This window comes from Gemmatimonadota bacterium (genome assembly GCA_041390125.1).
Taxonomy (GTDB): Bacteria; Gemmatimonadota; Gemmatimonadetes; order Longimicrobiales; family Gaopeijiaceae; genus JAGQIF01.
The window spans coordinates 290,667-301,351 of record JAWKQN010000009.1 but is presented as its reverse complement, the minus strand read 5'-3'; the positions used below and the strand labels follow the sequence as shown (position 1 = coordinate 301,351).

7 protein-coding genes are annotated in these 10,685 nt (G+C 69.7%); 6 read left to right on the top strand and 1 reads right to left on the bottom strand.

Annotated features, from left to right (window positions below; genetic code table 11):
- Positions 1–2,142 (bottom strand): peptidase S9 (locus tag R3E98_11900; protein ID MEZ4424103.1); only part of this gene is annotated, 2,142 nt, incomplete at its 3' end.
- 338 nt (positions 2,143–2,480) lie between these two features.
- Between R3E98_11900 and R3E98_11895 the strand changes: the two genes are divergently transcribed.
- From R3E98_11895 to R3E98_11870, 6 genes are all read left to right on the top strand, one after another.
- Positions 2,481–3,635 carry an exo-alpha-sialidase gene (locus R3E98_11895; GenBank protein ID MEZ4424102.1) on the top strand — a complete coding sequence of 385 codons (1,155 nt, stop codon included), beginning with the start codon at positions 2,481–2,483 and terminating at the stop codon, positions 3,633–3,635.
- The gene (locus R3E98_11890) at positions 3,632–4,153 is read left to right on the top strand and encodes a TlpA disulfide reductase family protein (protein ID MEZ4424101.1); all 522 of its coding nucleotides are present in this window, start codon (positions 3,632–3,634) and stop codon (positions 4,151–4,153) included. Before R3E98_11895 ends, R3E98_11890 begins: the two co-directional genes overlap by 4 nt.
- Positions 4,150–5,250 (top strand): alanine racemase, encoded by a 1,101-nt coding sequence (locus R3E98_11885; protein ID MEZ4424100.1) that lies wholly within the window; start codon positions 4,150–4,152, stop codon positions 5,248–5,250. Before R3E98_11890 ends, R3E98_11885 begins: the two co-directional genes overlap by 4 nt.
- 86 nt (positions 5,251–5,336) lie before the next feature.
- Positions 5,337–5,720 carry a RidA family protein gene (locus R3E98_11880; GenBank protein ID MEZ4424099.1) on the top strand — a complete coding sequence of 128 codons (384 nt, stop codon included), beginning with the start codon at positions 5,337–5,339 and terminating at the stop codon, positions 5,718–5,720.
- 321 nt (positions 5,721–6,041) lie between these two features.
- Complete coding sequence (locus R3E98_11875; GenBank protein MEZ4424098.1) at positions 6,042–9,338, top strand: SusC/RagA family TonB-linked outer membrane protein; 3,297 nt, start codon at positions 6,042–6,044, stop codon at positions 9,336–9,338.
- Positions 9,339–9,352: 14 nt separating this feature from the next.
- Positions 9,353–10,681, top strand: a complete 1,329-nt coding sequence (locus R3E98_11870; GenBank protein MEZ4424097.1) for a hypothetical protein — start codon at positions 9,353–9,355, stop codon at positions 10,679–10,681.
- Positions 10,682–10,685 lie beyond the last annotated feature (4 nt).

Genomic DNA, 10,685 nt, shown 5'->3' with positions numbered 1-10,685 from the left:
GTTCCAGCGGTTCCCCAGGTCCTGGTATGTGAACTGGCCGCCGAGGTCCTTGAAGGTGCCGTTGGCCTGGAAGGCGATCCCCATGCGGCGGTTGCCGAGCATGTCGCTGAAGAACGCCGCCGCACCACCGGAGACATAGTTGCCGAACTGGTCCGCGCCCACGCCGATGGTGGGCTGCCCCACGTAGTCGAGGTCGAGGTCGGAGTTGTAGTCCTCCGCGTCCTCCGAGCGATACGTGCCGGGCGGCACCAGGCCGGTCTCGTAGTCTTCGAGATAGCGCGCCACGCGCTGCGTTGTGCGCGGGTCCACGGGGGGCAAGATGCGGCCCGGCTGCAGGCCGGCGAAGTCCGCCGCCGTCACCTGCGTGCCCGCGGTCTGGACGTCGAGCGCGTACACATGGAACTCGCGCTCGTCGAAGATGGAGAACACCACCGTGCCGGCATCCTTGGCCACCGACATCGCCGGCGCCGACCAGGTGATGCCGCTGACGCCGGTCGCGACCCGCGTCACGCGGCGGATCTCGCGCTCCTGGAACGCATAGCGGTAGATGTCCTGGAAGCCGTCCGGATCCGAGATGAAGTAGAGGCTGCGACCGTCCGGCGCGTACTGCGGGTTGATGTGCTTGACGTCGCCGAAGAGGTCCAGCACGTCCACCCGCCCCGAAGCGAGATCGTACAGGGCGATCTGCGGCTTGCCGTACCGCAGCTCGGCGAAGTCCGTCCGCTCGCCGCGGTCGCTCGAGAACGCGATGGTGCGGCCGTCCGGCGACCAGGTGGGGTGGAAGTCCCCGAACCGGTCGTCCGTCAGCTGCCTCATCTCCTCCGTCTCGATGTCGACGAGGTACAGGTCGGTGACGCCCCCGACCTGGCCCGAGAAGGCGATGGAGCGGCCGTCCGGCGACCACGCGGGATTGGTCACGGCACCGATCGACTCGAGCTCCAGACGCTTCTCCTGGTCGGCGTTCTCTGCATCGACGATCACGAGCTCGTTGCGCCCGTCCGCGAAGACGACGAACACGAACTGACGTCCGTCCGGAGACCAGGAGCCGCTCGAGTCGATGAAGCGGATGGCGTCGGAGTGCGGATCGGCCGCCGCGCTCGAGAGCTTGCGGATGATCTCCCCCGTCTGGGCGTCCGCGAGGAAGAGGTCGACGGAGAACAGATCCTTCTCCGACAGGAAGGCCACGTAGCGTCCGTCGGGGCTGACGGCCGGCGCGACGTTCTGGCGGCCGGCGCCGGTGGAGGGCGCCAGGATCAGCGTGCCGACCTGCTCGGGCGGCGTGCGGCCCTCCAGCAGCGGCGCGTAGGCTTCGCGGATCTCCTCGTGCCAGGCCACCGACAGCGAGTCCTCGGTGGTGCCCAGCACCTGGCGGATGGCGGGCTCCACACCGACCCGCAGGGCGCGGCGGTAGAGTCCGATCACTGCATCGTCCCCATAGGTCCCGCCCACGTACGCCCAGAACGCCTCACCGAAGCGGTAGGGGAAGTAGCGCGGGTCCTTGGTGAGCTGTTCCGTGGTGGGGATGTCGTCCCGGCGCAGCGCGTCGCGCAGCCACATCGCGGTGAGCGGGTCCTCGCGCCCCACCGACAGGTACTCGGCCATCCCTTCGATCATCCACAACGGCAGGCGCACCAGGGACTGGAGGCCGCCCCCCTGGCGCGATTGCGCGATGTCGTACTGGAAGGCGTGCACGAGCTCGTGTCCGAGCACGTGGTCGGTATCCCAGTACGAGCCGGCCAGCGGCATGATCACGCGGTTCTTGAGCGATTCCGTGACACCCCCGGTGCCCTCGCTCAGGGTGCCGCTCAACGTGTTGGTCTGCTGGAAGTCCGGGTGGTCCGCGTAGAGCACCACCGGCTTGCGCTGCGCGAACTCGTGCTGGAAGGTCCGGGCGAGCCGCTCATACCAGCGTTCGCCCATGCGCGCCGCGTCTTCGATGGCGACGGCCGCTTCCTGGTAGAAGTGGATGTCGAAGCGTTGCGTGGGCAGGATCTCGAAGTTGAAGCTGTCGTACTGGACCTTGTTGCGCCCGAAGTACTGCGCGGACGCGGGAGCCGCCGCAGCGAGCACCCCTCCGAGTGCGACGAACAGGGCCAGGAACGCGTACGACGCCCCCGGTAGGTGGATACGGCGGGATGCCATGGCCTTCCTCGAAGTGCGGGCCCGGCCCGGCGGTTCGGGCCCGGCGGTGATCTGCCCCTGCGGGTGCTACACGCCCTCGGGCGGACGGGGTCCGACGAGGCACCCCCTCTCGATGCCCCCAAGCCCCGAATTGATAAACGGGTTTCCGCGGGCGATGTTGCACGGCCGGCCCGCCGTCCTCGCGCAGGCGAGCCCCACCCACCTCTCTCCGGAGTAGACCCGTGGCGCCAGACACAGGGCCGTGGTGGCTCGTCCGACCTCTGTGCGCGCTGCTTGCCGGGGTGACAGCTTCCGCGTGCGTCGGAGGCGGCGCGGATGGGGGCGCGGAGCGGCTGCGGGTGCACGAGCTCGCTCAGCCGCCCGTGGGGCAGGGAAGCCTCACCCCGCACCTGGCCGTCGGGGAGGCGAGCCCCGCCGTGCTCTCCTGGTTGGAGCCCGTGGCGGCGGCCGACCAGACCGGTGCCTCCACCCGCGCGGGGACCTATCGCCTCCGCGTGGCCCGCCTGGACGGCGAGGCCTGGGGTGAGCCCGCCACCGTGGTCGAGAGCGACCGCTTCTTCGTCAATTGGGCGGACTTCCCCGGGGTGGAGGTGCTGGCCGACGGCCGGCTGGTCGCGCACTGGCTGGAGCGGGGCGGGCAGGGGACGTACGACTACGCCGTGCGGGTGGCCCGCGAGACGGACGGCGGGTGGTCCGAGCCCTGGACCCCCCATGAGGACCGCTCGCCCACGGAGCACGGGTTCGTGAGCACCGAGGCGTCCGAGGACGGCTACGTGATGGCCTGGCTGGACGGTCGCAACACGGGCGACCACGGCCATGGCACCGGGATGAGCCTGCACGGACGCTCGGTGGCGGAGGACGGCTCCGGTGTGGACGTGGAGCTCGACGCCCTGACGTGCGATTGCTGCCAGACCGACATGGCCTGGACGGAGCGCGGCCCCGTCGTGGTCTACCGCGACCGCAGCCCGGAGGAGGTGCGCGACATCGCCCTGGTGCGCCGGCGGCCGGACGGGACCTGGACCGAGCCCCGGCTCGTCCACCAGGACGGGTGGACCATCGCCGCCTGCCCCGTCAATGGCCCCGCCGTCGCAGCGCGTGGCTCCCGCGTGGTGGTGGCCTGGTTCACGGCGCCCGCGGACGAGCCGCGCGTGCTGGTGGCGTTCTCCGAGGACGGGGGGGACAGCTTCGGCCCACCCCATCGCCTGGACGGCGGGGAGCCGGTGGGCCGGGTGGACGTGGTCCTGGACGCGGGGGGGACCGCGCTGGTGACCTGGGTGGAGGACGTGGGTGCGGAGCAAGCCGAGATCCGGGCCGTCCGCGTGGCCCCCGCGGGCCCGCTCGGCGAGGAGGTGGTCGTCGCCGAGACCCGTTCGGCCCGGGCGTCCGGCTTCCCTCGGGCGGTCGCCCAGGACGGTGGAGCCCTGATCGCCTGGACCGACGACGCGGCCGGGCGCGTGCGGACGGCGCGCCTGGAGTGGGGAGCCCCTCGATGAGGTCGTCGCGGCGGTGGCTGACCTGCGCCCTGCTGGTCGCGGGCGTCGCATCGTGCGACGGCGGCCCGGCCCGGATCCAGCGCCCCACGCTGGGCCAACCCCTGGCCAACGTGAGCCTCGAGGATACGCGCGGGAATGCGGTGGCCATCGCGGACCTGGCGGGGCAGCCCGCGCTCGTCAACCTCTGGGCCACGTGGTGCCCTCCGTGCCGGGAGGAGACGCCCTTCCTGCAGAGCCTCCACGAGCGTCTCTCCCCGCGTGGGCTGCAGGTCGTCGGCATCACGGTCGACAACGCCGCGGCCCGGAGCGCCGTGGACGCCTTCCTCGCCGAGAACGGTGTCGAATATCTCCAACTGGTCGACCCGAAGGGCGTGTCCATGGATCTCTACGGCGTCATCGGGCTGCCTGCGACCTTCCTGATCGATGCCGAGGGGATCGTGCGCTTCGCGCGTCTGGGTCCCGTCACGGAGTCCGACCCCGAGTTCGAGCGCGCGCTCACCCAGGTCCTGGACGGATGAGGCTCCCACCCGAGTCCTTCGAGACCCCCGTGGCGGTGGTGGACGCCGCGCGTGTCGAGGCCAATGCCCGCCGGGCCGTGGCCACGCTCGCGGAGTCCGGGATCGCCTGGCGGCCCCACATCAAGACCCACAAGTGCCCGGGCGTGGCCCGGATCCAGCTCGCAGCCGGCGCCCGGGGCCTGACGGTGGCCACGCTGCGCGAGGCGGAGGTCATGGCCACGGTCACGGACGACCTGCTCCTGGCCTACCCGCCGGTGGGGGCCGCCAAGCTCGAGCGCCTGCTCCGCCTGGCGGAGCGGGTGCGGCTGACGGTGGCCCTGGATTCCGACGCTGCGCTCACGGAACTGTCCCGGGCGGCCGCCCCGGCCGGGCGGACCGTGGGCGTGCTCGTCGAGGTGGACATGGGGATGGGCAGGGTGGGCGTGGCGGGCCCGGAGCAGGCGGTGGAGTTGGCCGGCCGGGCGGCCTCGCTGCCCGGCGTCGAGTACCGGGGCGTCCTCTTCTATCCCGGCCACATCCGCGCGCCCCTTGCCGAAGCGGCTGCCGACCTGGACGTCCTGGTGGGGCGTCTGGAGGCCCTGATCCAGGCGCTGGAGCGGGCGGGGCTGGCTCCGGCGGTGGTCAGCGGCGGGTCGACGCCCACGGTCTGGGCGTCACACCGGCTGCCGGGGATGACCGAATGCCGGGCCGGCACCTGGATCTTCAACGACCGCGACATCGCCTCGCTGGGCGCCTGCGACCCCCAGGACTGGGCGTACTCGGTGTGCGCCACCGTCGTCAGCACGTCCGTGGCAGGGCAGGCCGTCGTGGACGCCGGCTCCAAGGCGCTGGCCAAGGAGGTCCTGCGTGGCGAGGGCGCGGGGTTCGGTGTGCTGCTGGACCGGCCGGAGGTGGTGGTGAAGGGACTCTCCGAGGAGCACGGCGTCCTGGACCTCGCCCGGACCGACTGGCGCCCACAGGTGGGGGAGCGGGTGCGGATCGTACCCAACCACGTCTGCGTCTCGGTCAACCTGCAGGACCGCCTGCTGGCGGACGTGGACGGGCGGTGGGAGGAGTGGGCCTTGCCCGCCCGGGGTCGGGGACCGTATCCCGGGTGACGAGTGCCGGGCGGGAGTGCTCCCGACCCGGACGGTCCGCCGGTAAAACGGCGACCGAAGACCACCCTCTCCGCACCGGACCTCGCATGCGTACCCTGCACACCCTCCACACCGACAACGCCCCCGCCGCCATCGGCCCGTACTCCCAGGCCATCCGGGTCGGCCGGTGGCTCTTCTGCTCGGGACAGATCCCGCTCGACCCCGCGACCGGGGACGTGGTGTCCGGCGATGTCGCGGCCCAGACCGAGCGGGTCTTCCAGAACATCCGCGCCATCCTGGACGAGGCGGGCGGCTCCCTGGAGCGGGTGGTCAAGACGACCGTGTTCCTGGCGGACATGGGATCGTTCGGGGCCATGAACGAGGTGTACGCCCGCCACTTCGGGGATCACCGCCCGGCCCGCTCCACGATCGCCGTCCGGACCCTCCCCAAGAACGTGGACGTGGAGATCGAGGTCATCGCCCGGCTGTAGGCCCGGATCCGGTCCGGCTGGATCCGGTGGGGGGCCACCGGCGATCCGCCACGCGAACACAGGCGGCGTTCCTGCGCCCGGGTATCCTGAAACCCCTGTCGCGTCTCTGCCCTCCCGGGGCCCCGGGGAGGAGCCGGGGCGCGCGGCGTCCGACCGGGCGTCGCGGCTTGACAGCACAGCGGCTCCGGGCTTACCAGGGAGATACTCGACCCGGTCTCGTTCCGGGCCGCCGGGTGCCGCGCCCTTCGCCGGGCGGGCGCGTGGAGGCTCCGGAGGGTGCTGGGGCGTAGTTCATTCCCAAACCTTTTGGGGGAAACCGTTATGATCCGTCCAACGTCCGTTCGCCGGTCGTGGATGGGGCTGGCGCTGGGGGCCGCAGTGGCCCTCGTCCTGGCGCTCGCTCCCACCACGGTCCAGGCGCAACAGAGCACGGGTGTGATCGCGGGCACGGTGACGGATGCTGGGTCCCAGCGTCCGCTCGAGTCCGCACAGGTCTTCATCGAGGGGACCGGCATCGGCGCTCTGACCAACTCCTCCGGCCGCTACATCCTGCTGAACGTGCCGGCCGGCCAACACACCATCCGCGTCCAGCTCGTGGGCTTCAAGGAAGGCTCCGCCACCGTGACGGTGACGGCCGGCCAGTCCAGCGTTGCCGACGTGGCGGTCGAGCAGACGGCCATCGAGCTGACGGAGATCGTCGTGACCGGCGCGGGCGTGGCGACCGAGAAGCGCAAGCTCGGGAACACGATCGCCACGGTCGACGTCTCGCAGCTGCAGGACGCGCCCATCGCGGACGTGTCGCAGCTGCTCCAGGGCCGTGAGCCCGGCGTGGTCGGAGGCATCGGCTCCGGCACGACGGGTGAGGGCTCCACGATCCGCATCCGCGGCTCGGCCTCGCTCTCGCAGTCCAACGAGCCGCTCGTCTACATCGACGGCATCCGGGTGGACAACTCCGGCGGGTTCGCCGGCAACGAGATCGGCGCGGGTGGCCAGGGGCGTACGTCCCGCCTGGACGACATCGACCCGTCGACCATCGAGCGCATCGAGATCCTGAAGGGCGCCGCGGCCGCCACGCTGTACGGCACCGAGGCCTCCAACGGGGTCATCCAGATCTTCACCAAGCGCGGCCGTCAGGGCACGCCCCGCTTCACCTTCGAGGTGCAGCAGTCGGCGATCACCACGCCCACGGATCGCATGCTCAACCTGGCGGACTACCCGGCCAAGGGCTGTCTGAACCGGACCAACCAGGCGTCGATGGACTCCTGCATCGCCGGGGGACTCTCCCGCATGCAGAGCCGCTTCGGCTTCAGCGGTGGCGCCTACGACAGCTACGAGGTTCCGCTGCTCCAGGACCTCTTCAACACGGGCTACGGGCAGACGTACGGCGCGTCCGTGACCGGCGGCAGCGACCTGATCACGTACTTCGCGTCGGGGCGCTACACGTTCGAGGACGGTCCGTTCGACGGCAGCTTCCTCAGCGTGCCCGAGGTCGGCGGCGTGGCGCAGGATGAGAACCGCCGCATCCAGAGCAACATCAACCTGAACATCTTCCCCATGGAGAAGCTGTCCATCCGGCTCAGCTCGCTCTATTCGGAGGTGCATCAGGAGACGCCGAACAACGGCAACAACATCTACGGTGGGTTCTCGTCCGCCCTCATGGCGCAGCTCCGGCTGTCCGAGGACGACAACCTCTTCGGCGCACCGGCCTTCGCCACGCTGAAGGAGAACCTGCACCAGTACACCGTCGGGGACACCCGCCACTTCGCGGGGAGCATCAACGCGAACTACCAGATCCAGGAAGGGCTCATCGTCGACGGGACCTTCGGCGTGGACCTGGTGGCGGAGGAGGCCTACGACTTCCGCCCCTATGGCTGGAACGTGGACAACTTCTCCAGCTCCGAGCCCGAGGGCAGCCGCAACATCGCGGACCGTACCAACCGCGAGATCACGGCCGACTTCAAGCTCTCCTGGGTGCGTCGCTTCGGCGATCGCTTCGAGAGCACGTTCCTGGCCGGTGGACAGGGCTTCATGGCCCAGGAGACCACGTCGGGTGGCGGCGGTGCGCGCTTCCCGGGTCCCGGTCTCGAGGTCGCCGAGGCCGGTGCCGACCAGTACGTGTCGGAGCGTTTCGAGCGCAACACGCAGGTCGGTGGCTACCTGCAGGAGCAGCTCGGCATCAACGATTACCTGTTCCTGACGGTCGGCGGACGCTGGGACGCCAATTCCGCGTTCGGTGAGAACTTCAACACGGCGTTCTATCCGAAGTTCTCCGCGTCCTTCATCCCGACCGACGCCTTCGGGTGGGAGAGCGAGCTCGTCTCGACCTTCCGTCTGCGTGGCGCCATCGGGCAGTCCGGCCTCCAGCCGGGCGCGTTCGATCGGTTCACCACGTACGAGCCCTACGCGTCGGAGGACGGCGCTGGCGTGCGTCCGTTCAACCTGGGCAACGACGACCTGTCGCCCGAGGTGTCGACGGAGTGGGAGCTGGGCACTGAGCTCGGGTTCTTCAACGACCGCGCCGCGCTGGACGTCACCTACTGGAACCGCACGGTGACGGACGCGCTGGTCGACCAGCAGTTCCCGCCGTCGGGCGGCTTCCGCAACCGGCAGCTCGTCAACATCGGCGAGTTGAAGGCGACCGGCTGGGAGATCGGTGCGCAGGGCTCGCTCTACCAGGGCGACAACGTCAGCATCAACATCAACGCCAACGCCTCCTACATCTCGGAGGAGATCACCAGCCTGGGCGGCGCCGCTCCGATCAAGATCGGTGGCAGCTACACGCGCTACCGGAACTGGCTGATCGAGGGCTTCGCGCCGGGTGCGTTCATCGGTGCGCAGTTGGCGGAGAACGAGATCCCGCTGAACATCCTGGCTCCGCAGGCCGGCGAGTGCGTGGCGCCGACGCGGGATCAGGCGCTGGCGTACTTCGGCGTGCCGCGGAATCCGAGCGAGTTCAAGCCGCTCGTGAAGGGTCACTCCGACTTCGGCGTGCCGAACGGCCAGGTGGCCTCGAGCAACTGCGGTGAGGGTCACACGCTCGGGTACAACGGCAAGCCCACGCCGGACTGGCAGGGCTCGTTCGGGACGAACATCTCGTTCCTGAACAACTTCGAGCTCGTGACCAACTTCGAGTACCGCTTCGGGAACTACTACCATCAGAACCTGTCCGGTGAGTTCCGTCAGGCCAACCCGGTGATCGGGCGCAACATCCCGCGCGCTGTGGAGCTGCAGGCCATCATGGAGAACCCGGCGTCGACCGCGGAGGCCCGTCTGGACGCGGCCATCGCGTGGGCCAAGGAGATCGAGGCCCTCTCGCCGATGCAGGGTCTGAATTCCACCTACAAGGCGGACTTCCTCCGCTTCCGTGAGCTGTCGCTCACCTACCGCATGCCCTCCTCCTTCGTGGAGCGGCTGGGCCTGGCCACCGGCACGCTCAACGTGGGCGTCCGCAACCTGGCGCTGTGGGTGAACAGTGACTACTCCGGCATGGACCCCGAGGGGAACGTGGTCGGCCGCTCCGACGGTGCGGGCGCCGACAACAACTTCCTCCAGGGCGTCGAGGGCTGGGGCGTGCCCACGCCCCGCCGGATCACCGCGTCGCTCCGCGTGAGCTTCTGAGGAGGAGACGAACGATGCATATCGGAACCAAGCGGATCCGGTTCGCGGGCGTCGCTCTTCTGAGCGGTGTCCTGGCGACCACGGGCTGCGGCATCCTGGATGTCAGCAACCCGAACAACCTGGTCGAGGAGAACCTCGCCACGACCCAGGCGGCCAACGCCGTCGTGAACGGTGCGCTGTCGCTCGCGGCCGTAGCCATCTCGGACGTGTGGCAGGCGTACGAGATCGCGGGCGACGGGCTCACCTGGATCGGCTCGCGTGACGGCTGGCGCGAGATCGACATCGGTGCGTTGTCCAACACCGAGAACGAATTCCTCGACGTGACCTATCCGGAGCTGGCGCAGGCGCGCTGGATGGCGGATCAGGCCGTGGATCTGGTCAAGGTCCACGTGGACGAGGGACTGACCCAGTTCAATGCGACGCTCGCCAAGGGCTACCTGATCGCGGGGACGGTCTACACCGTGATCGGTGAGGTCCAGGAGGACATGACGTTCTCCGACAAGCTGGAGGCGGGCGCGCCGGTGGGTGAGGCCGGGATGCTGGCGGTCTTCGACGACGCCGTGTCCCGCCTCGACCAGGCGGTGACGTTGGCGCGTGCCGCCGGCAATTCCGAGATCGAGACGCGGGCGCTGGCGATGCGGGCCCGGGCCAAGTTCGCCAAGGGGATCCGGCAGAAGATCAAGCCGACCCCGAACACGGCGAACCCGCTGGTGCAGGATGCCGGCGCGGTGGCCGACGCCCAGGCGGCGCTGGCCCTCATGGGCGGCACCGACTGGCGCTGGCAGTTCCAGTACAGCGCGTCGACCATCACCAACCAGCTGGCGAGCTGGATCAACAGCCGCGCCGAGAACCAGGTGGGCTCGGACTACGTGAGCGTGGACCCGGCGGCGATCAAGACGATCACCGGGATCGTGCTCATGGACCCGCTCACCAATGCGCCCGATCGTGAGATCACGCGGCGCGTGAACGAGTTCTTCGTCGAAGGTCAGATCTATCAGCCGCTCACGATCATCGACGAGCGGCAGATGCACATGATCATCGCGGAGGACGCGCTCGCGCGCGGCGACAACGCGGCGTTCACCGACGCCATCAACGACATCCGGGTCACCCTGGATGGCGTGACGGCGTACAGCGGTCAGATCCCTGCGATCGACATGCTGCGCCACGAGCGGCGCGTGAACATCTTCCTCACGGGCCAGCGCCTGGCGGACATGTACCGCTTCGGTGTGGTGGACGACGTCTGGCTTCCGACGTCGGATACCCAGCAGAATCCGGGCAAGCTGTTGCCCATCAGCATCACCGAGATCCGGGCGAACTGCCACCTGAACGGATTGGGGTGCTGATTCC

Bases quoted from the DNA above. Each gene is read 5' to 3' on its own strand.
- R3E98_11890 (MEZ4424101.1), top strand. From the start codon at position 3,632: ATGAGGTCGTCGCGGCGGTGGCTGACCTGCGCCCTGCTGGTCGCGGGC.
- R3E98_11885 (MEZ4424100.1), top strand. From the start codon at position 4,150: ATGAGGCTCCCACCCGAGTCCTTCGAGACCCCCGTGGCGGTGGTGGAC.
- R3E98_11880 (MEZ4424099.1), top strand. From the start codon at position 5,337: ATGCGTACCCTGCACACCCTCCACACCGACAACGCCCCCGCCGCCATC.
- R3E98_11875 (MEZ4424098.1), top strand. From the start codon at position 6,042: ATGATCCGTCCAACGTCCGTTCGCCGGTCGTGGATGGGGCTGGCGCTG.
- R3E98_11870 (MEZ4424097.1), top strand. From the start codon at position 9,353: ATGCATATCGGAACCAAGCGGATCCGGTTCGCGGGCGTCGCTCTTCTG.